This window comes from Mesorhizobium sp. M0830 (genome assembly GCF_040319965.1).
In the GTDB taxonomy this organism is placed as follows: domain Bacteria; phylum Pseudomonadota; class Alphaproteobacteria; order Rhizobiales; family Rhizobiaceae; genus Mesorhizobium.
On record NZ_JAMYOR010000010.1, the window covers coordinates 75517 to 94909 of the forward strand.

Sequence of the window (19393 nt, forward strand, 5' to 3'; positions counted from 1 at the left end):
GCTACGTCAGCCTTCCGTTACATTCCCGGAAACTCACGAGGCAGGTTTCAATGCTTGATTTTTCTTGGCTAATTGCAGGCGCAAGCTTGGTTGTTCAGATTTGATCACAAAACCAGAGGTTGCCGCCGTCGCGCGAGAAATCAGGCGACACGCGCCTGTAGTCCGGCCGGATCAGCTAACCGCTGCCGCGTCAATGCGGGGTGATGTATTTGCCATAGACCCACCCGGTGACGAACTTGCCGTTGTGTATAGGGTCATGCCAGACCTCGCACCAGCGATAGCAAACTTTCTGTTCCTGTCTCCACGCCGGCTGGTTGACGACGTCGAGTCAGGGTACTTCCCTATCAAGATACTTCCAAAGCGAGACGCAATGACCAAGACATCCGCATTTCCGAACGTCAGCCCGCCAACGCCCGAGAAGCGGCCGGTTATCGACACGCATCACGGCCTCACGCGAACCGACGACTATGCCTGGCTGCGGGCCGACAATTGGCAGGATATGTTTCGGGATCCGTCATTGCTCGATGCGGGGATCCGCGCCGAACTCGAGGCAGAGAACGCCTACAGTTCAAGCCTGATGGCCGACACGGTCGAACTGCAAAAGAGGCTTTTCAAGGAGATGAAGGGCCGCATCAAGGAAGACGATTCTTCCGTGCCGATGAAGGACGGACCCTATGCCTATGGTTCGTCCTTCAAGCTTGGTGGCGAACAGCCGCGCTATTTCCGCATGGCGCGTGACGGGGGCGCCGAGCATATCCTGCTCGACGGCGACGCGGAGGCCGCGGGCAAGGCCTATTTCCGTCTTGGGGGCGTCGATCACTCGGCCGACCACGCCAAGCTCTTATGGGCATTCGACGACAAGGGCTCCGAATTCTACACGCTTCGCGTGCGCGACCTTGCCGATGGCAAGGAGCTGGCTGACCAGATCCCCGACACCGGTGGTTCTGGCGTCTGGAGCGCCGGCAATGACGGCTTCTTCTACACTCGTCTCGATCCTAATCACCGTCCGTCCAAGGTGCTGTTCCATGCGCTGGGCGACAGCCCACAGAGCGACCGGCTGATCTATGAGGAAACCGATCCCGGCTTCTTCATGGATGTCGACGGCACCCGCAACAACGAATGGATCATGATCGGAATCAACGATCACGAGACGTCGGAGTACCGCCTCTTAAGCGCCAGCGATCCGTTCGCCGAACCAAAACTGGTCTCGGCGCGCGAGATCGGCCTTCAGTACGATCTGGAAGAAGGCGGCGACATCTTCTTCATCCTGACCAATGCCGACGGCGCCAAGGATTTCAAGATCATGACGGCGCCGGCGAGCGATCCGGTCCGCGCCAACTGGCAGGAACTGGTGCCGCACGAGCCCGGCCGGCTGATCCTGTCGGTGATCGGCTTCAAGGACCACATGGTCCGGCTTGAACGCAAGGAAGGTCTGCCGCGCATCATCGTGCGCGACCGCACCAGCGGCGAGGAGCATCTTCTATCCCTCGACGAGGAGGCTTTCTCGCTCGGCCTGTCGGGTTCCTATGAGTACGACACCGAGGTCATGCGCTTTTCGTACTCGTCGATGACGACGCCCGCGCAGGTGTTCGATTACAATATGCGCACCCGCGAGCGGGTGCTGCTGAAGACCCAGGAAGTACCGTCCGGCCATGACGCGGACCATTATGTGACGCGGCGGCTGATGGCGCCGGCCAGCGATGGCGAACTGGTGCCGATCTCGCTTTTGCATCATCGCGACACGCCGCTGGATGGATCCGCACCGTGCCTGCTTTACGGCTACGGTTCCTATGGCATCACCGTGCCGGCCGCCTTCAACACCAACTGGTTCTCGCTGGTCGACCGCGGCTTCGTCTTCGCCATCGCCCACGTCCGTGGCGGCAAGGACAAGGGCTATGGCTGGTACGACGACGGCAAGCGGGCGCACAAGATGAATACATTCACGGACTTTATAGCCTGTGCGCGCCACCTTGTTGCCGAGCGCTACACGGCGCATGAGCGGATCGTCGCTCAAGGCGGTTCGGCCGGCGGCATGCTGGTGGGCGCCGTCGCCAACATGGCGCCGGACTGTTTCGGCGGCATCGTCGCCGAGGTTCCGTTCGTCGACGTGCTGACCACAATGCTCGACGCCAGCCTGCCGCTGACGCCGCCGGAATGGCCGGAATGGGGCAATCCGATTGCATCCGCCGACGATTATCGGACCATCGCCGCCTACTCGCCCTATGACAATGTCGCGGCGCTCGACTATCCGCCGATTCTGGCGCTGGCCGGTCTCACCGATCCGCGCGTCACCTATTGGGAGCCGGCAAAATGGGTGGCGCGACTGCGCGACCGCAAGAGCGGCGGCAATCCGGTGCTGTTCAAGATCAACATGGATTCCGGACATGCCGGTGCTTCCGGCCGGTTTTCGCGGCTGGAGGAGATCGCCTATACCTATTCCTTTGCACTGAAGGTGATGGGCAAGGCGCATATTGCAGGAGAAACCCACAAATGATCGATCTCACCACCTTGATCGCTTACATCGCGGTCGTACTCGGCTTTGTCTTCATTCCGGGCCCCGCCACGCTGCTGACGATCGCTCGGGCAACGAGTTCGGGAACCAAGGTTGGCATCGCGACCGGCGCCGGGATCGCGGCCGGCGATGTGTTTCACACCGTCATGGCAATGATCGGCATTTCGGCGATTATCGCCACGTCGGCGACGCTGTTCAGCCTCATAAAATACATTGGCGCGGCCTACCTGGTTTATCTCGGCATTCGCGCGATCATCGAGAAAGCGCCGAGTAACCCGGCTGCCGGTGCGCTCGCGATTTCGGCCGGCAAGGCGTTTCGACAGGCTGTCCTGACCGAAGTGCTCAACCCCAAGACCGCACTTTTCTTCCTCGCTTTCCTGCCTCAGTTCGTGCGGCCTGAAAACGGATCTGTGATGCTTCAGTTGACGACATTGGGAACCGTCTTCGTCGTGCTTGGCCTTTTCAGCACGGTTGTCTTTGCGGTAAGCGCCGGCCGGCTCGGCACCTTCCTGCGCCGGAATCCGACGGTGCTGAGGTGGCAAGGCAAGGTTGTTGGCGGCATCTACTGCGCTCTGGGTGTTCGGCTCGCGCTGCAGCAGCGCTGACGGCGAGCGCCGAGCACCCTGGCGATCATGACTTTTTGAGTTCCGCCTTGCTCATTTCACTCGCAATTGCGATGACCACGCGCTACCCAGTGCGCGGCTTTTTCCAAGCCCGACAGCCCCCAATCGCGCAAAGGTCCACCATGCTGCTCGTCAACGTCTATCTCGACAAATCGCCCATCCAGGGCATCGGCGTTTTTGCCAAGAATTACATTCCCCGCGGCACGCTGATCTGGAAGCTCGACCCAAGATTCGACCGGATCATCGAGGTCGAGACTTATGAGCGCGAGGACGGACCGGTGAAGAGTTATCTCGACCGCTATTCCTATCCCGACCGGCGTGACCCGAACTATATCGTCTTCGAAGCCGACGACGCGCGCTATATGAACCACGCCGACGAGCCGAATTGCGACGTCTCCTCGCCCGAGGAAAGCTTTGCGCTTCGCGACATCGCGCCGGGCGAGGAACTGACCTGCAACTACAATCATTTCTTCGAGACCGGATTTGATTTTCTGGGCGACCGTCACCCGACATACGAAGACTGACGCGTATCGTTTGTACGGAGTCAAACGACGCGCATTGGTTCTTGGTTTTTGTGCATGTCGGTCAAGACCGCTGTGCACGTTGAGCGACATGCATCAGTTCAGTTCGCCGTCTTCTTGCGCGCCGGATAGCCATTTGGATGCGGCGGGATTGCCTTGAGATAGGCGGCGATCGCCGCACGGTCCTCCGCCGTTAGTTGGGCAATGTTGCGCTGCACGTCGACCATGGCGCCGCCAACGGAATCGAAGTCAGGCGTGAAGCCGGTTTCGAGATAGTTGGCGATGTCGGCTCCCGACCAATCGCCAATGCCGCCCTCCCCCGATGTGATGTTGGGCACGACGCCCTTGCCTTCGGCAGCCACGGCGCCGGCCAGCCACTCGCTCTTTTTCGTGCCGCCGGCAAAGTCGCGCGGCGTGTGACATTCGCCGCAGTGGCCTGGCCCCTCGACCAAGTAGCGGCCGGCCATCACCGGGCCAGCCGTACCGTCGGGAAATGCAACGACAGGCTGGTCACGGAGGTAGAGCAGTTTCCACAGGCCGATACCGCGACGAATGTTGAAAGGGAAACCGAGCGAATTCGCGGGCGCCTTGCCGGCGACGGCAGGCAACGTCTTCAGGAAGGCGTAGAGGTCGGCAATGTCAGCCGGGTTCATGCGCGCGTAGGATGCATAGGGAAATGCCGGATAGAAATGCTCGCCCGAGGGCGAGACGCCCTTCAGCATGGCGTTGGCGAGGTCCTCGACCGACCAGGCGCCGATGCCGTCCTTGGGATCTTGCGAAATGTTGGGCGGTACGAAGGTTCCGAACGGCGTCTTGAGTGCGAGACCACCCACGAGTTGAAGCCGGGCATCCCCTTGCGAGCCCGGTTTTGCGTGGCAGGAAGTACAACCGCCGGCGTAAAAGATGCGCTTGCCCTTGACCGCGTCGCCGGGCCCCAGCTTGGCCAGCGTCTCACCGTCGAGCCTCACCGGCGCCGACAGCAGCCACCCGGCGACCGCGCCGACTGCTCCCAGAATGACCAGGGCGCCGACGAGTTTTCTCAGCCAGGGCATCGCCCGCTATCAGCTCTTTTTCACCCGATAGGTCTTGTGGCAGGTGCCGCAATTGGAAGTGATCGCGTCAAACTGCGTCTTCAGCGTATCGATGTCGGCGGGAGCGGTGGCGGTCGCTGCCTTGATGTCGGCGAGATATTTGTCCTCGGTCGACTTGAAACCGGCCATGTCTTCCCAGATCTTCGGCGCCGCTGTCGTGTCGCCAGTATCGCTGCCTGCCGGGAACAGCACATCGGCATCGAATTTCTCGGCATTCGCCTGCAGCGCCTGAAGTTGTGTCAGCACGGCCGCCGCATCAAACGGCTCCTCGCCCTTGACCACTTTCGCGAGGCCGCCGGCGATCTTTCCACGCTCCTTCATCAAACCCTGGCGATCAAGTATCGGGTCGGCAAACGCCGCCGATGCCGCGAGTGCAAGCATAGAGATGGCGATAACAAGCTTTCTCATTCATTTGGCTCCGTGATGAAGGCATTTCAGGACAGGACGTTAACGGATGCGGCGAGTGGAATATTCCCCTCGTCGCGGACGTTTTTGCCGAACCTGATCGCCAGGGGCCGCGACCCCGTAAAGAAGGGCCCTCGGGATGTGAAAACCCCCGAAGGTTGATCTCCAACTTTCGGGGGTCAGTTCAGATTGCTGGGTCTTTCTGGGGATCGATCAGGCCATCCGCGCGCCTTCTCAGGCGTGCAAAGGACGCTGCAACACTTTGATTTTGCGCATGATCCTTTTTTGAAAATCGAATCCGATTTTCGGGGTTATGCGCGAGCCTTTTCGTACAATTCCAGCACGTGATCCCAGTTGATCAGGCTGTCGACGAACGCCTCGAGATATTTCGGCCGGGCGTTGCGATAATCGATGTAATAGGAGTGTTCCCAGACATCGACGCCGAGGATCGGAGACGCGCCATGGACGAGCGGGTTCTCGCCATTCGGCGTCTTTGAGATCGCCAGCTTGCCGTCCTTGACTGAAACCCAGGCCCAGCCCGAGCCGAACTGCGTCGTGCCGGCGGCAATGAAGTCGGCCTTGAACTTGTCGTAGCCACCGAGGTCGCTATCGAACGCGTTCTGCAGGGCGCCCGGCAGCTTGCTGCCGCCGCCGCCCTTCTTCATCCACTTCCAGAAATGGATGTGGTTGTAGTGCTGAGCGGCATTGTTGAAGAGACCGGCATTCTTGCCGAACGACTGCTTGACCACCTCTTCGACCGACAGATCGCCCAGGCCGGCCTCGACAGCGAGTTTGTTGCCGTTGTCGACATACGCCTTGTGGTGCTTATCGTGGTGATATTCCAGCGTCTCTTTCGACATGTAAGGCTGCAAGGCCTCGTAGTCGTAGGGCAGAGCGGGCAATTCAAAAGCCATGGACAGTACTCCCTCGTGGAAAAATCCGGTGTCGATACCGGACTAAGATAGGTCTGGAATGGGTTGGGGCAACTCCGGAATGGAGCGCCGATCGCCTTTTTATCCGCTCAGACGGCGGAAGTCGAATGCGCCCATTCCCAATAGAGTTCGCGCGCCTTCTTGGCCACCGGCCCGGGCTGCAGATTGCGATCCTCGATACGCGTGATCGGCACCACCTTGGAATGATTTCCGGTCGAGAAGATCTCGTCCGCTTCGAGGAAGTCGCGCACCGACAGCGTCTTTTCGGTGGTCTTGAAGCCATATTCGCCAAGCAGAGTCATCGTGCGCGAGCGGGTGATGCCGGACAGGAAGGTGCCATTCGGTGCCGGCGTCAGCACGTGGCCGTCCTTGACCAGGAAGATGTTCGATGTTCCGGTTTCGGCGACGTTGCCCAGCATGTCGAGCACCATTGCGTTGTCGAAGCCGCGCATCTTGGCCTCGAGAATGGCACGGCCGTTGTTGGGGTAGAGGCAGCCGGCCTTGGCATTGGTCGGCATGGTTTCGATGGTCGGGCGCCGGAACGGCGACACGGTCACCGAAAAGCCGGTCGGCGGGATCATGGGCGACTCATAGAGGCAAAGGCAGAAGCGGGTCGAGGCGGGATCGGCCGGCACGCCCATGTAGCCGCCATGCTCGGCCCAGTACATCGGCCTGATGTAGACCGCCGTCCTGCCGTCGAACTTCTTCAACCCATCCCATGTCAGCCCGACGATCTTGTCGGCGCTCATCGACGGCTTGAGGCCGAGTGCAATCGCCGAAGAATTCACCCTGGCGGCATGAAGCTCGAGGTCCGGGGCGACGCCTTCGAACCAGCGGCCTCCGTCGAACACGCTGGTGCCGAGCCACATCGCGTGGCTTCGCGGCCCCAGAATGGCGACATTGCCCTCGTGCCAATCACCATCGACGAAAGTCCATGTCGTGGATTGCGCCGCAGCCGCCAGTGTCATCGTGTTGTCCCGCCTCAATCGGTCTCGTGGGAGCCATTGGAAGATGCTTTGGCGGGCGCCGTCAACCGGCATTGAATAGTTTTGTTGAGGCCAGCGACGGGGCGCCGTGCAATCAAAGCTTGCACCTTGTCGCGCCTGCCCTCAAAACTGTCTTCATGCAATACGCCGCCTATGTCTTCGACGCCTATGGCACGCTGTTCGACGTGCATGCCGCCGTACGCCGTCATGCCGATCGGATCGGGCCGGACGGTCAATTGTTGTCCGAGATCTGGCGTGCCAAGCAACTCGAATATTCCTGGGTGCGCTCGCTTATGGGTGCCTATGCCGATTTCTGGCAGTTGACCGAACAGGCGCTCGATTTCGCCCTGCGCAAGGTTCCCTCGGCCGATCCCAGCCTCAAGGCGATCTTGCTGGATGCCTACTGGCGGCTGGATTGCTATCCGGAAGTGCCGGCCGTGCTCAAGGCGCTCAAGGCTTCGGGAGCGAGGCTGGCGATCCTGTCCAATGGCTCACCCGAAATGCTCCAGGCAGCGGTCAAGTCCGCCGCGCTCGACCAGGTCCTGGACGACATCTATTCCGTCGACGCGGTCCAGCGCTTCAAGACCGATCCGGCGGTCTATGACATGGTCGCGACCGGCTGGCGCCTCTACCCGGGCGCGGTTTCCTTCCAGTCCTCCAATCGCTGGGATATCGCAGGCGCCACCAAATTCGGTTTTCGCACGGTCTGGATCAATCGCTCCGACCAGCCGGAAGAGTACCGGGACTTGCCACCGACCCTGATCCTGCCGTCGCTCGAAGCTTTGGTTCCAGGCAGCTGAGACGCGCGCATGTGTCCCTGTCGCCACAGTGGCAACGCAGTCACAGCTTCGCCTTGGTTTGTCCACCTTCCGGCCAGAATCGGAACTGCCTATCGCCCCAGGTGTTGTCAGGCACCCGCGCAGCGATCGGCGCATTGACGCTTTGTTGCGATTTGAGACTTAAAGAAGGCAAACATGTCCAAAATCGAAATCGAATCCTATCGCCTGAGCCGTCGCGGCTTTCTCAACGCCGCAGCCTTAGGCGCTGCTTCGATCGCGGTTTCCGCATGCGCGACCACCGGACCGGGGCCGGTCGAGCCACCGCCGCCAGCCTATGTCGAGCCGCCGCTAGCCGACTATGTGACAATGTACGGCGCGGTCAGTGATGGCGGCTTCGATTTGCCGGCGATCCCGTTCGACAGGATCGATCCGCAGTTCCTGCGCCAGATCGTTCCCGATCCGACCGGCCAGAAGCCGGGAACGATCGTCGTCGATACCACCGGCCATTTCCTCTACCTGGTTCGCCCGGGGGGCCAGGCAATCCGTTATGGTGTCGGCCTAGGCCGCGCCGGTTTCGAATGGTCCGGCGATGCCGTCGTCCAGTGGAAGCAGAAGTGGCCGAAATGGACGCCGCCGGATGAAATGATTGCCCGGCAGCCGGAATTGAAACCATACAGCGCCGAAAATGGCGGCATGCCCGGCGGGTTGAAGAACCCGCTCGGCGCACGCGCGCTCTATCTCTTCCAGGGCAACGTGGACACGCTTTACCGCCTGCACGGCTCGCCGGAATGGCGGTCGATCGGCAAGTCCGTCTCGTCAGGCTGCGTACGCCTGATGAACCAGGATATCATCGATCTCTATGATCGCGTGCCCTCGAAGACACCAGTTGTCGTCACCAGCGATGCCAGCCAGCCAGTGGTGGCGACTGCGAATCGCCGGGCAATCCCGATCGACGCCGGCGTGCCGGAAGGATCGATCCTGCTCGGGCCTCTGAAAGAGATCACCAACTCGATCTTCTGATCCGACTGGCGGCGGCAACGCCGCTGCCTCCAGTCCTAACGCCCCCGCGACAGGCTGCCCAGGATGCCGCGAACGATTGCCCGACCGACTGACGAGCCGACGGATCGAACCACCGACTTGATCGCCGCCTCGGCCACCGTCTGGCGGTTGGACGGGCGCGGTGCAGGCGAGCGCCTGCCACCGGATTGCGGCGCGGACTCGTCGTTGCCGAAGCCCGGAATGGTCCAGCGCGAGCGACCGCTGCCGGCCTGCTGCGCCTGCTCCTCGGCATCCTGCGCATCCTTGGCCTTTTTTTGCAGCATCTCGAAGGCCGATTCGCGATCGACGACCTGATCGTACTGGCCGGCGACCGGGCTTTCCTGGATCAGCTTCTGGCGCTCGGCCACAGTGATGGGCCCAAGCCGCGACGATGGCGGGCGGATCAGTGTCCGCTGCACCATCGACGGAATCCCCTTGGCTTCCAGCGTCGAGACCAGCGCCTCGCCTGTGGCGAGCTGAGTGATGGCGGTCATGCAATCGAAATCTGGATTAGGCCGGAACGTCTCGGCCGCCGTCTTCACCGCCTGCTGCTCGCGCGGCGTATAGGCGCGCAGCGCGTGCTGTACGCGATTGCCGAGCTGGGCGAGAACCTTTTCAGGGATATCCAAAGGGTTTTGTGTGACGAAATAGACGCCGACGCCTTTCGAGCGGATCAACCTGACCACTTGCTCGACGCGATCGACCAGCACTTTGGGTGCTTCGTCGAACAGAAGATGCGCCTCGTCGAAGAAGAACACCAGCTTCGGCTTGTCCGGATCGCCGACTTCCGGCAGCACCTCGAACAGCTCCGACATCAGCCACAACAGGAAGGTCGCGTAAAGCCGTGGATTCATCATCAGCTTGTCGGCGGCAAGCACGCTGATGGCGCCGCGCCCGTCGCGGGTGGTGCGCATGATGTCGGCGATGCGCAGTGCCGGCTCGCCGAAGAAGTTTGCCGCGCCCTGCTGCTCCAGGACCAGCAGCGTTCGCTGGATAGCCCCGACCGATGGCTTCGTCACATTGCCGTAACGCGAGCCGATCTCCTCGGCGCGCTCGGCGATGTTGGCCAAAAGCGCCTGCAGATCCTTCATATCGAGCAGCAGCAGGCCTTCCTCGTCCGCCAGGCGGAAGGCGATGTTCATGATCCCTTCCTGCGCCTCGGTCAGGTTCATCAGGCGCGACAGAAGCAACGGCCCCATTTCCGAAACCGTGGCGCGGATAGGATGACCCTGTTCGCCGAATAGATCCCAGAAAATGACGGGGAATTCCTGGAAGTCATAGGGGTCGAGCTTGACCTGTTCGGCCCGCTTGACGAGAAAATCCTGCGCCGTACCCATCATCGCGATGCCGGACAGGTCACCCTTGATGTCGGCGCAGAACACCGGCACGCCGGCGTTGGAAAAACCTTCGGCCAGGATCTGCAAGGTGACGGTCTTGCCGGTACCGGTGGCGCCGGTCACCAGGCCATGACGATTGCCATATTGCAGCAACAACTGCTCGGCACGCTGATAGCTGTCGTCGGGCTTGCGGCTGGCGCCGATGAAAATACTGGTGTCGTCAGCCATATGTCCGGTCTCCGCAAACTGATGTGTTCAAAGCCAGTGCCTTGCCGCAGGTATAGTCAGGCCGTTGCACAGCGACAATGCCATTCGTTCAAGTTGGAACCATTCGTCCAAGTCGTGGCAATCGTTCAATCGCGGGAACCCTCCAATCGATTTTTTGAAGCTTGCGGATTTTGCCGGTGTTTGGCAATCGTTCATGGTTCGTGCACGTGGGCCGACCTATATCTTTTGGATCGAATTCGGCCGCTGAAAACGCATTGGATTGCGATATCGAACCGAGGACCGTAGACTGAACCGCTCCAGGCTGGTGCGGGCGCATAAAGCGAGGAAGACGGATGGCCGCCGAAGCCCTGACCAGGGATGTCGAACCAGAGAACGCCGAGCGCCAGCGATGGCGAGCCTTGGCGGAAAAGGCACTCGCCGGCGCATCCTTCGAAGAGAAGCTGGTCTCGCATACCGACGACAACATCCGCATCGAACCGCTCTACGACCGCAGCACAGCGGCAGAACCGACCGTGCGCGCAAACCCGAAATCGCCGTGGATCGTCAGCCAGCGCATCGACGATCCGGATATCGAGCGCGCCAGAACCCAGGCTCTGGACGACGTAGCCCAAGGCGCCACGGGATTGTCACTTGTCTTCGAAGGGGCGCCGAACGCGTTCGGCTACGGCCTGCCGAGAACGGCGGAAGCACTGGAGACGGTATTGGACGGCGTACCGCTCAACCGCGTCCAGGTTCGCATCGACGCCCATCCCTGGAGCCGCGCCGTGGCCGACTGGCTGGTGGCGTTCCTGAGCAAGCGCCGGTCAGACCCGGCAAAACTCAACCTCTCCTTCGGCATCGATCCGGCGGCGATCTTCGCCGGAACCGGCCGGCTGCGCATGTCGATCGAGGCGTTGCAGGCTTCGATGCCGCAGTCGCTGGCGCATTTCTTCTCGATGGGCGTTCCGGGCGTGCTGCTGGAAGCGGACGGACGTGTGTTCCACAATGCCGGTGCGACGGAAGCGCAGGAGCTTGGCATCATGCTGGCTTCGGCGATATCCTATCTCAGAATGTTCGAGACGGCGCGGCAGCCGCTTGTCTATGCCGCGCCGCATATCGGCTTTGCACTGAGCGTCGACCAGGACCAGTTGCTGTCAATGGCCAAGGTGCGGGCACTGCGCAGGCTCTGGGCGCGGGTGCAGGAGACCTGCTCGATCCCCAGTTCCACGGCCAACATCCATGCCGAGACGTCGTTTCGGATGATGACAGCGATGGATCCGGAGACCAACATCCTGCGCACCACAATTGCCTGCTTTGCCGCGGCATCCGGAGGCGCCGATTCGATCTCGATCCTGCCGCACACGATCGCGCATGGCTTGCCGGCGGGTTTTGCCCGTCGTGTCGCCCGCAACACGCAGCTGATCATGGCGAATGAAAGCCATATCGATCACGTCGCCGATCCTGCCTATGGTTCCGGCGCGGTCGAAGCGCTGACCAACGAACTCTGCGAGATGGCCTGGGCGCAATTGCAAACAATCGAAGCCGAGGGCGGCGTCTTGTCCAGCCTTCAGGAGGGGCTTATCCAGAAGCGTGTTCACGCCGCGGCAGCGCAGCGCAATGCAGCCTACCAGGCAGGCGAGCGGGTCATCATCGGCACCACGCTCTACCCGCTGAAAGGTGAACGTCCGGTCGAGACGCTGGCGGCGGAACGGCGGCCTGCCTTCACCGAAGGCGTTGCCGTCTGTGAGCCGCTGTTTCCGGTCCGCATCGACCAATCCATCGGAGCCGCCTCTTGATCCCCGATTTCAGCCAGATCGATTGGGTCCCGCCATCCCGCGCACCCGTCGAGGTCAAGGGCCAGCGGACGACGCCGGAAGGACTTGTCGCCAAGCATCTGTACAATCAAAGCGATCTCAAGGGGTTGCCGCATCTCGACACCTATCCGGGGCTGCCGCCTTTCGTGCGCGGCCCCTACCCGACCATGTATATCCAGCAGCCCTGGACCATCCGGCAATATGCCGGCTTCTCGACGGCCGAAGAGTCCAACGCGTTTTACCGGCGCAATCTTGCCGCCGGCCAGAAGGGGCTGTCGGTCGCCTTCGATCTTGCCACGCATCGCGGCTATGACAGCGACCATCCACGCGTTGCCGGTGACGTCGGCATGGCGGGGGTAGCCATCGATTCCATCCTCGACATGCGGCAACTGTTCGACGGCATTCCGCTCGGCGAGATGACGGTGTCGATGACGATGAACGGCGCGGTGCTGCCGATCATGGCGCTCTACATCGTCGCGGCGGAAGAACAGGGCGTTGCGCAGAAGGATCTTGCCGGAACCATTCAGAACGACATCCTGAAGGAGTTCATGGTCCGCAACACCTATATTTATCCGCCGAAACCCTCGATGCGGATCGTTTCGGACATCTTCTCCTACACGTCGAAGAACATGCCGAAGTTCAATTCGATATCGATCTCCGGCTATCACATGCAGGAGGCCGGCGCGACAGCCGACCTGGAGCTTGCCTACACGATCGCCGACGGCATCGAATATGCCCGCGCCGGCGTTGCAGCGGGCCTCGATATCGACCGCTTCGCGCCGCGTCTGTCCTTCTTCTGGGCGATCGGCATGAACTTCTTTATGGAAGTCGCCAAACTGCGGGCCGCGCGCCTGCTTTGGGCGACCCTGATGAAGAAGAACTTCTTGCCCAAGGACGAGCGCTCGCTGTCGCTGCGCACCCATTGCCAGACTTCGGGCTGGTCGCTGACGGCGCAGGATCCCTACAACAACATCATACGCACCATGATCGAGGCGATGGCGGCGACGCAGGGACATACACAGTCGCTGCACACCAATTCCTTCGACGAGGCGATGGCGCTGCCGACCGACCACTCGGCACGGATAGCCCGCAACACGCAGCTCATTCTGCAAAAGGAATCCGGCACGACACGCGTTATCGATCCATGGGGCGGCTCGGCCTATCTCGAACGGCTGACGCATGACCTGGCGGCCCGCGCGCTTGCCCACATCGAGGAGGTCGAGGCGCTCGGCGGCATGGCCGCCGCGACCGAACAGGGCATTCCCAAGCTGCGCATAGAGGAAGCGGCAGCGCGCACGCAGGCACGCATTGATTCCGGCGAACAGATGCTGGTTGGCGTCAATGCCTATCGTCCCGAGACGGACATCGAGGTCGACGTGCTGAAGATCGACAATGCCGAGGTCAGGGCCAGGCAATTGTCGAAGTTGCAACGTCTGAAGGGCACGCGCGACGTCGCCGCCGTCGAAACCGCACTCGATGCACTGACCCGTGCCGCACGGGGCAACGAAAACCTTCTGGAGTTCGCCATCCGGGCCGCGCGAGCCAATGCCACGGTAGGCGAGATTTCATTCGCGTTGGAAAGAGCCTTTGGGCGCCATGTCGCTACGGTGCAGACCATTTCTGGCGTCTATCGCAAAGCCCTTGGCGATCATCCCGTTGTCGACGGGCTGCAGGAGAAGCTTGAGGCCTTCGAGAAGAGAACTGGGGGCAAGCCGCGTATACTCGTCGCCAAGATGGGACAGGACGGCCACGATCGTGGGCAGAAGGTTATCGCCACGGCCTTCGCCGATCTCGGCTTCGACGTCACCGTCGGAGCGATGTTCCAGACACCCGATGAGATCGCCAGGCTGGCGGTCGCACAGGACGTCCACATCGTCGGCGCCTCGTCGCTGGCTGCAGGGCATCTGACGCTGATCCCCGAGCTACACGACTCGCTGAAGAAGCTCGGCCGCGGCGACATGCTGATCGTCGTCGGCGGTGTCATCCCTCCACAGGACTATGACGCGGTGCTGAAAGCAGGCGCGGCTGAGATATTCCCGCCGGGCACGGTCATTCCGGAAGCAGCGGATCGCTTGCTGGACCGGCTGCTTTCCGCTTGATAGCCTTGTTATAATAACTGTTGCAACACGGGCGATTGCGTTATAATCGAGATTGCAACAGGATGACCCATCATGAACACGACCATTCGCAAGATCGGTAATTCCGAAGGCGTGATCCTGCCCAAGGAGCTGCTCGATCGTCTGAACATGAAGGCAGGCGATCAGCTTCAGATCGTCGAAACGGACAAGGGTATTGCTCTTGAGCCGGTGGACGACAGTTTCGAACGGCAGATGGAAGCTGCTCGCAAGGTCATGGACAAATACAAGGTCGCTCTTCAGAAGCTCGCGGAATGAGCTGGGAGTTCCTGACCCGACGCGCGGTCGAAGCGATGCATGCCGAGCAGTTGCGCAGGCATGGCGGGGCACAAGGTTTGAGAGACGAGAACGCTCTCGAATCAGCGCTTTCACGCGATGAAAATAAGGCGAACTATGGGGATCCGGCGATCGAGGATCTCGCTGCCGCCTATGTCTTTGGTATTGCCCGGAATCATGCCTTTGTCGACGGCAACAAGCGTACCGCCATCGTGGCCGCCGGCGCATTTTTGATTGTGAACGGCCATGTCCTGACAGCCGATAACGGCACACTCTACGAATTCGTCATGGCAGTCGCTTCAGGCGAAATCGATGAAGCGGGCGCTGCAGCGTTCTTCCGGGACCATGTCGTCAAGCTCGAAGACTAGCTGTCGGAAAGCTTGACGATTTCCCATTCCTTGCCGTTGACCACGGCTACGTCGCCGACTTTCTTGCCGAACAGAGCGACGGCCATCGGCGATACGTGCGAAATCGTGCCCTTTGCCGGATCCGCCTCATCCTCGCCGACGATTTTCCAGTGCACCTTCCTGCCGTCATCGCCCTCAAGCGTGACGCCCATGCCGAAGCGTACAAGGTCGCTGCCCGGTTCCGGCACGGAGAGTTCGGCGCTTTCACGCCGGGCGGTCCAGTAGCGTAGGTCGCGTGACACCAACGCGATGCGCTCGCGGTCTGCCTTCCTTTCGGCTTTCGCCAGTATATCGCGCAAATCGGAAAGATTGTCCTCGATCTGCGCCAGGCCGCGCTCCGTCACCAGATTGCGGTGGTGGCTGATCGGTCGCTCACCGACGCCGGCAATGGCGTTTTCGCTGTCTTCCTCGCGAGTGAAAGCTCTGCTCATTCCCTGAACTTAGGCGCGGAAAGGCTGCTCGACAAGCGAATGTCGTTGCCCTCGACCGGAGAGGCGGACCGGCTGGCACGATTCCTGCGGTGCAAGGGTCAAAAGCCAGGACCTGTGCCGATGTTGAACAGACGAACGCTGCTGATCGGAACCGCCGGCTTTGCCGTCGTCGGCCTCTCGCTTGGCAAGGCGGCCGCCGCCAGCCTGACTGGCATCGAGAAAGCCTCTATGCGCGGTTCGATCAATGCCACGGAACTTGGCGTGCAGCCCGGCACCCTCGACGATCAGAGCAAGGCCTTCGCCAAGCTGCTGCGCGACGCAAACGATCGCGACATGCCGGTGTTCCTGCCGCCGGGCACCTATGTCGTATCCAACCTCTCGCTGCCTAGCCGCGTGCGTCTTTCCGGCGTGCCGGGCGCAACGCGCATCGTCTATGGCGGCGACGGTCACCTGTTCATGGCCGAGCAGGCCGACCATATCGAACTCGGCGGGCTGGTCTTCGACGGCGCAAACCGCTCGATGGGCGATCATGCGCAAGGGCTGCTCGATCTGCGCCGGGTCGCGCATCTGGTCATCGACAATTGCCAGATCACCGGCAGCGGCAAGAACGCACTGGCGCTGGAACACGCGACGGGGCGTGTCGAACGCTCGGAGATATCGGGGGCTGCCGATGCCGGCATCTATTCGGTCGAGGCCGGCGGGCTGACGATCACGGGCAACACAGTCTCCGACTGCGCCAATGGCGGCATTCTCGTGCACCGCTGGCAGGCGGCGGAAGACGGCACCATCGTCACCGGCAACCGCGTCGAACGGGTCCAGGCGCGCAGCGGCGGGACCGGTCAGAACGGCAATGGCATCAATGCTTTCCGGGCCGGCAATGTAGTCATTTCAGGCAATATCGTCTCCGACTGCGCCTTCTCGGCGATCCGCGCCAACAGCGCCAGCAATCTGCAGATATCGGGCAATACCTGCTCGCGTTCCGGCGAAACAGCCGTTTACTCCGAGTTCTCGTTCGAAGGCGCCATCATCAGCAACAACATCGTCGATGGAGCCGCCAACGGCATCTCGATCGTGAATTTCAACGAAGGCGGGCGGATGGGCGTCTGTTCGGGCAACATCGTACGCAATCTGTCGACCAGCGGTCCCTACCCCGCCGACTCGCCTGGATTCGGCGTCGGCATTGGCGTCGAGGCCGACACCACCGTTTCCAACAACGTCATCGAGAACGCGCCGCTCTACGGCATGCAGATCGGCTGGGGGCCGTATCTGCGCAATGTCGTCGCCACTGGCAACATCATTCGCAAGGTTGGAACCGGCATCGTCGTGTCCGTGGTCGAGGGCGCCGGCACGGCGGTCATTTCAGACAATGTCATCGACAGCGCGCTGAACGGCGCCGTTGTTGGCCAGCGCTGGTCCGAGCCGGCGACAGGCGATCTCGCCTCGTCAAACGATAGCGGATATGCGCATCTGACCGTCGAGCGCAATCACGTCAGTTGAGGGCCGGTTTAATTCAAGGCCCCGGTGGGCCTCAGCGCCCCGACCTTGGCACCGTTCCGGCTTTTGATGGGCACGTTTGCCAGTACGCTCAGCTTTGACACCAGGGCCTCGTCGGCGCGCAGCAGTTTGGCAAGAACGGCGGCAACCATGGCTTCGCCGGCGCGGCCGGCGCCATCATCGCATTTGAGTGCAATGCCGAGACCAAGTTCCGGAATTGCGGCACAATAGACGCCTTCGGCGCCGCCTTTCGTAAAAATCCGCCCTGGTGCGGCCTCCATGAGTGCGACATCTTCGCGGCCGGTGCCGGCAACGAAAAAGGGCTCGGCCATGCAGGCAGCCAGCAGGCGCTTCGCGGCCTTGGCTCGCTCGGGACCAAAACCATTTGTCGTTGCCATGCGGGCAAAGCCGAGCGCGAAGCTCCGGAGCGGCACCGCATAGGTCGGGATCGAGCAGCCATCGATCGCCCGCTCGTCCGCGCCATGGACAGCGCCCGTCACCGCCTGCATGGCGTCTCGCACCATCTCCTGCAGGCCGTGCCCCGGCTTGACATAACCGCGGTGCGCAATGCCGGCGTGGACGCATGTGCAGAGGAAACCGGAATGCTTGCCGGAGCAATTGTTATGCAATGCGTTCGGCGAGCCGCCGGCGCGGGCGAGTGCGATCTCGGCGTCATGATTGGACGGCCAATGCGTGCCGCATTCGAGTGCCGAGACGTCCAGCCCGGCCTTGGCCAGCATCGATCGCGCCAGTTCGACATGCGCCGGCTCGCCCGAATGGGACGCGCAGGCGAGCGCCAGTTCGCGGTTGCCGAAGCCATAGGCGTCGGCCGCGCCGCTTTCGACCAGCGGCAATGCCTGGATCGCCTTGACCGCGGAGCGCGGAAACACCGGCTTGGCCGTGTCGCCAATCTCCCAAACCGGTTTGCCATCGGCATCGAAGACGGCGACCGCGCCACGATGCGCGCTCTCGACGAGCGCGCCGCGCAACACTTCGATCAGAACCGGATTTGTCATGGCTACCCCGCAAAAATACGGGCTGCTTCTACCTGATCCGGTCCAATATTGAAACGTAGTTGGCGACCGCCGCACCGCCCATATTGAAGATGCCGCCGAGTTTTGCACCGGGCACCTGGATACCGCCGGCCTCGCCGACAAGCTGCATGGCGGTCAAGACATGCATGGACACGCCTGTGGCGCCGATCGGGTGGCCCTTGGCCTTCAACCCGCCGGACGGATTGACCGGCAGGCGGCCATCCTTGGCCGTTGTGCCGTCCAGCGCCAGTCTGGCGCCCTCTCCCGGCTTGGCCAGACCCATCGCCTCGTATTCGATCAGTTCGGCAATGGTGAAGCAGTCATGCGTTTCGACGAAGGAGAGATCGTCGAGCGTCACACCGGCCGATTTCAGCGCCCGGTTCCAAGCCTGTTCGCAGCCTTCGAAGGTCAGGATGTCGCGCTTCGACATCGGCAGGAAATCCTGCACATGTTCGTTGGCGCGGAAGGCAACGGCGCGGCGCATCTTCAGTGCCGTCGCGGTGTCGGCGAGGACAAGGGCGGCGGCGCCGTCGGAGACCAGCGAGCAGTCGGTGCGCTTCAGGGGACCGGCAACGAAAGGGTTCTTTTCGCTTTCCTGGCGGCAGAACTCATAGCCAAAATCCTTGCGCATCTGCGCATAGGGATTGTCGACACCGTTCTTGTGGTTCTTGGCGGCGATCATGGCGAGTGCGTCCGACTGGTCGCCATAGCGCTGGAAATAGGCCTGCGCGATCTTGCCGAAGACACCGGCGAAACCCGCAGGGGTGTCGCCATCCTCGGGCAGATAGGAGGCCTTGAGCAGGTTCTTGCCGATCTCCGGCCCGGGCGTCGTCGTCATCTGCTCGGCGCCGACCACCAGCACGATGCGGGCAGCATTGGCGTCGATGGCGCGGATGCCTTGCCGGACCGCCGCCGAGCCTGTGGCGCAAGCGTTTTCGACGCGCGTCGCCGGCTTGAAGCGCAGCCGGTCGTCCGCCTGAAGCACCAGGCTGGCGGTGAAATCCTGCGCCGAAAAACCGGCGTTGAAATGGCCGAGCACGATCTCGTCGACCTCGTCAGGACCGATGCCGGCATGGTCGAGCGCGTCCGTTGCCACTTTGACGATGAGGTTTTCGAGCGTTTCGCCCTCGAGCTTGCCGAAGCGCGAATGCGCCCAGCCAACGATGCATGCGGTCATGGCGGCCTCCATTCTTTAGCGCCAGCCTAGCATGTGGGCTCAAGGCGCACCTCGCATTTATTGTTCAAAGATAAACAGTCCTGCCCGCTTCGTGAAGGGCTGCAAGCCGACAATCGCTTGGTACAAACGAAACCAGTGTCGATTTTTTTGTTGATTGACCCGTCAATAAAAAATAATCCTGTTTCAAAGGATCA

The 19393-nt window shown here is 61.6% G+C and carries 18 protein-coding genes; 10 read left to right on the top strand and 8 right to left on the bottom strand.

What is annotated here, in order from left to right; genetic code table 11:
- Positions 1 to 370: 370 nt before the first annotated feature.
- From NKI20_RS08730 to NKI20_RS08740, 3 genes are all read left to right on the top strand, one after another.
- A complete protein-coding gene (locus NKI20_RS08730; RefSeq protein WP_352829885.1) occupies positions 371 to 2494 on the top strand; it encodes a S9 family peptidase in 2124 nt (707 codons plus the stop codon).
- Positions 2491 to 3117 carry a LysE family translocator gene (locus NKI20_RS08735; RefSeq protein WP_352829887.1) on the top strand — a complete coding sequence of 209 codons (627 nt, stop codon included), beginning with the start codon at positions 2491 to 2493 and terminating at the stop codon, positions 3115 to 3117. Before NKI20_RS08730 ends, NKI20_RS08735 begins: the two co-directional genes overlap by 4 nt.
- 140 nt (positions 3118 to 3257) lie before the next feature.
- Positions 3258 to 3659, top strand: coding sequence for an SET domain-containing protein (locus tag NKI20_RS08740; protein WP_023760492.1), 402 nt, complete (start codon positions 3258 to 3260; stop codon positions 3657 to 3659).
- A gap of 98 nt (positions 3660 to 3757) precedes the next feature.
- Here the strand turns inward: NKI20_RS08740 and NKI20_RS08745 are convergent, their stop codons facing one another.
- The 4 genes from NKI20_RS08745 to NKI20_RS08760 form a co-directional block, all read right to left on the bottom strand.
- Positions 3758 to 4708: a cytochrome c gene (locus NKI20_RS08745; RefSeq protein ID WP_352728087.1), complete on the bottom strand. Its 951-nt coding sequence runs from the start codon at positions 4706 to 4708 to the stop codon at positions 3758 to 3760.
- A gap of 9 nt (positions 4709 to 4717) precedes the next feature.
- Positions 4718 to 5155: a c-type cytochrome gene (locus NKI20_RS08750; protein WP_023760494.1), complete on the bottom strand. Its 438-nt coding sequence runs from the start codon at positions 5153 to 5155 to the stop codon at positions 4718 to 4720.
- A 308-nt stretch (positions 5156 to 5463) separates the two neighbouring features.
- Positions 5464 to 6066 carry a superoxide dismutase gene (locus NKI20_RS08755; RefSeq protein WP_023760495.1) on the bottom strand — a complete coding sequence of 201 codons (603 nt, stop codon included), beginning with the start codon at positions 6064 to 6066 and terminating at the stop codon, positions 5464 to 5466.
- 107 nt (positions 6067 to 6173) lie between these two features.
- Positions 6174 to 7052 (bottom strand): branched-chain amino acid aminotransferase, encoded by an 879-nt coding sequence (locus tag NKI20_RS08760; protein WP_023760496.1) that lies wholly within the window; start codon positions 7050 to 7052, stop codon positions 6174 to 6176.
- 155 nt (positions 7053 to 7207) lie between these two features.
- Between NKI20_RS08760 and NKI20_RS08765 the strand changes: the two genes are divergently transcribed.
- Both NKI20_RS08765 and NKI20_RS08770 read left to right on the top strand, forming a co-directional pair.
- Entirely contained in the window at positions 7208 to 7870 is a 663-nt protein-coding gene (locus tag NKI20_RS08765) for a haloacid dehalogenase type II (protein ID WP_352606702.1), read from the top strand.
- Positions 7871 to 8044: 174 nt separating this feature from the next.
- Positions 8045 to 8869: a L,D-transpeptidase gene (locus NKI20_RS08770; RefSeq protein ID WP_352606700.1), complete on the top strand. Its 825-nt coding sequence runs from the start codon at positions 8045 to 8047 to the stop codon at positions 8867 to 8869.
- A 35-nt stretch (positions 8870 to 8904) separates the two neighbouring features.
- Here NKI20_RS08770 and NKI20_RS08775 read toward each other — a convergent pair whose 3' ends face one another.
- Positions 8905 to 10452 carry a helicase HerA-like C-terminal domain-containing protein gene (locus NKI20_RS08775; protein WP_352829891.1) on the bottom strand — a complete coding sequence of 516 codons (1548 nt, stop codon included), beginning with the start codon at positions 10450 to 10452 and terminating at the stop codon, positions 8905 to 8907.
- Positions 10453 to 10784: 332 nt separating this feature from the next.
- Here NKI20_RS08775 and NKI20_RS08780 point away from each other — a divergent pair, with 332 nt between their 5' ends.
- From NKI20_RS08780 to NKI20_RS08795, 4 genes are all read left to right on the top strand, one after another.
- Positions 10785 to 12227: a methylmalonyl-CoA mutase subunit beta gene (locus NKI20_RS08780; RefSeq protein ID WP_352829893.1), complete on the top strand. Its 1443-nt coding sequence runs from the start codon at positions 10785 to 10787 to the stop codon at positions 12225 to 12227.
- Entirely contained in the window at positions 12224 to 14344 is a 2121-nt protein-coding gene (scpA, locus tag NKI20_RS08785) for a methylmalonyl-CoA mutase (RefSeq protein ID WP_352829895.1), read from the top strand. The genes NKI20_RS08780 and scpA overlap by 4 nt, the downstream gene beginning before the upstream one ends.
- A gap of 72 nt (positions 14345 to 14416) precedes the next feature.
- A complete protein-coding gene (locus NKI20_RS08790; protein ID WP_140643466.1) occupies positions 14417 to 14638 on the top strand; it encodes an AbrB/MazE/SpoVT family DNA-binding domain-containing protein in 222 nt (73 codons plus the stop codon).
- On the top strand, positions 14635 to 15024 hold the full coding sequence (locus tag NKI20_RS08795) for a type II toxin-antitoxin system death-on-curing family toxin (RefSeq protein ID WP_352829898.1): 390 nt from the start codon (positions 14635 to 14637) through the stop codon (positions 15022 to 15024). The genes NKI20_RS08790 and NKI20_RS08795 overlap by 4 nt, the downstream gene beginning before the upstream one ends.
- Here NKI20_RS08795 and greA read toward each other — a convergent pair.
- Positions 15021 to 15494: a transcription elongation factor GreA gene (greA, locus tag NKI20_RS08800; protein WP_023760505.1), complete on the bottom strand. Its 474-nt coding sequence runs from the start codon at positions 15492 to 15494 to the stop codon at positions 15021 to 15023. The genes NKI20_RS08795 and greA overlap by 4 nt on opposite strands.
- A gap of 120 nt (positions 15495 to 15614) precedes the next feature.
- Between greA and NKI20_RS08805 the strand changes: the two genes are divergently transcribed.
- Positions 15615 to 16991, top strand: a complete 1377-nt coding sequence (locus NKI20_RS08805; RefSeq protein ID WP_352829900.1) for a TIGR03808 family TAT-translocated repetitive protein — start codon at positions 15615 to 15617, stop codon at positions 16989 to 16991.
- 8 nt (positions 16992 to 16999) lie between these two features.
- On the opposite strand, the gene NKI20_RS08810 is transcribed toward NKI20_RS08805, so the two are convergent.
- Both NKI20_RS08810 and NKI20_RS08815 read right to left on the bottom strand, forming a co-directional pair.
- Positions 17000 to 18004 carry an asparaginase gene (locus NKI20_RS08810; protein WP_352829902.1) on the bottom strand — a complete coding sequence of 335 codons (1005 nt, stop codon included), beginning with the start codon at positions 18002 to 18004 and terminating at the stop codon, positions 17000 to 17002.
- A 28-nt stretch (positions 18005 to 18032) separates the two neighbouring features.
- Positions 18033 to 19199 carry an acetyl-CoA acetyltransferase gene (locus tag NKI20_RS08815; protein ID WP_352606685.1) on the bottom strand — a complete coding sequence of 389 codons (1167 nt, stop codon included), beginning with the start codon at positions 19197 to 19199 and terminating at the stop codon, positions 18033 to 18035.
- Positions 19200 to 19393: the final 194 nt, after the last annotated feature.

Coding starts and splice junctions, on each gene's coding strand:
- NKI20_RS08760 (WP_023760496.1), bottom strand. CDS start 7,052: ATGACACTGGCGGCTGCGGCGCAATCCACGACATGGACTTTCGTCGAT.
- NKI20_RS08745 (WP_352728087.1), bottom strand. CDS start 4,708: ATGCCCTGGCTGAGAAAACTCGTCGGCGCCCTGGTCATTCTGGGAGCA.
- NKI20_RS08735 (WP_352829887.1), top strand. CDS start 2,491: ATGATCGATCTCACCACCTTGATCGCTTACATCGCGGTCGTACTCGGC.
- NKI20_RS08740 (WP_023760492.1), top strand. CDS start 3,258: ATGCTGCTCGTCAACGTCTATCTCGACAAATCGCCCATCCAGGGCATC.
- NKI20_RS08770 (WP_352606700.1), top strand. CDS start 8,045: ATGTCCAAAATCGAAATCGAATCCTATCGCCTGAGCCGTCGCGGCTTT.
- NKI20_RS08755 (WP_023760495.1), bottom strand. CDS start 6,066: ATGGCTTTTGAATTGCCCGCTCTGCCCTACGACTACGAGGCCTTGCAG.
- NKI20_RS08765 (WP_352606702.1), top strand. CDS start 7,208: ATGCAATACGCCGCCTATGTCTTCGACGCCTATGGCACGCTGTTCGAC.
- NKI20_RS08815 (WP_352606685.1), bottom strand. CDS start 19,199: ATGACCGCATGCATCGTTGGCTGGGCGCATTCGCGCTTCGGCAAGCTC.
- NKI20_RS08805 (WP_352829900.1), top strand. CDS start 15,615: ATGTTGAACAGACGAACGCTGCTGATCGGAACCGCCGGCTTTGCCGTC.
- NKI20_RS08780 (WP_352829893.1), top strand. CDS start 10,785: ATGGCCGCCGAAGCCCTGACCAGGGATGTCGAACCAGAGAACGCCGAG.
- NKI20_RS08810 (WP_352829902.1), bottom strand. CDS start 18,004: ATGACAAATCCGGTTCTGATCGAAGTGTTGCGCGGCGCGCTCGTCGAG.
- NKI20_RS08790 (WP_140643466.1), top strand. CDS start 14,417: ATGAACACGACCATTCGCAAGATCGGTAATTCCGAAGGCGTGATCCTG.
- greA (WP_023760505.1), bottom strand. CDS start 15,494: ATGAGCAGAGCTTTCACTCGCGAGGAAGACAGCGAAAACGCCATTGCC.
- NKI20_RS08795 (WP_352829898.1), top strand. CDS start 14,635: ATGAGCTGGGAGTTCCTGACCCGACGCGCGGTCGAAGCGATGCATGCC.
- NKI20_RS08775 (WP_352829891.1), bottom strand. CDS start 10,452: ATGGCTGACGACACCAGTATTTTCATCGGCGCCAGCCGCAAGCCCGAC.
- NKI20_RS08750 (WP_023760494.1), bottom strand. CDS start 5,155: ATGAGAAAGCTTGTTATCGCCATCTCTATGCTTGCACTCGCGGCATCG.
- NKI20_RS08730 (WP_352829885.1), top strand. CDS start 371: ATGACCAAGACATCCGCATTTCCGAACGTCAGCCCGCCAACGCCCGAG.